General features: G+C 43.3%; 1 protein-coding gene. It reads right to left on the bottom strand.

What is annotated here, in order from left to right:
- Positions 1-25 precede the first annotated feature (25 nt).
- On the bottom strand, positions 26-756 hold a 731-nt coding region (gene sppA / locus ACS8FD_RS19815), incomplete at its 5' end, for a signal peptide peptidase SppA (protein WP_439277126.1).

The following is a 756-nucleotide window of genomic DNA, read 5'->3' on the forward strand; positions in this document are numbered from 1 at the left end:
TCCGTTCAAAATGAAAAAAGAACGTTTAACGCATCTCGATATTACCATCCTCTTGTGGCAATACATCAAGATTGATACTCGAGCCTACGCCTGCACCAAGCTTAACTGCGAAGCGATCCATGAATAGTTGGAACGGATCTAGTGGCGTGTAATTTACCACGTTATCTAATTCTAAATCTTTTTCTAAACTTGCAATGCTACCTGATCGGTCTGCCAGTCCCAGTGCGATAGACTGCTCACCGGTCCAAAACAGCCCCGAAAACAAATTGTTGGCCTCAGGGTCTTTAAGACGATCGCCGCGACCCTCTTTGACTGCATTAATAAAGTGCTTATGCGTATTATCAAGTACGTTTTCAACATGCTGTGTCTCAAACGTAGTAAGCGGACGCGACAAGCTTAAAATATCTTTGTACTCGCCTGCGGTGATGGTACGATCGGACACGCCTACTTTGTCCATTAAGCCTTCAATATTATAGCTTGGCATGATGACCCCAATCGAGCCTACTAAGCTTGATGGATTGACATAAATCTCATCTGCAGCAGATGCAATATAATAAGCGCCTGACGCACCAATATCACCAATCACCGCATAAAGCTTTTTGTCTGGATACTGCTGACGTAAGTTCATCATAGTTTGCCAGATCTCATCTGATTGTACCGGAGAGCCACCAGGTGAATTTATATCAAGTGCCACTGCTTTTGAGTTGTTATTTTCAAAAGCACGCGTCAACGCTTTACTAATATCGTAAGCATTTG

The organism is Psychrobacter sp. 1U2 (assembly GCF_051847575.1).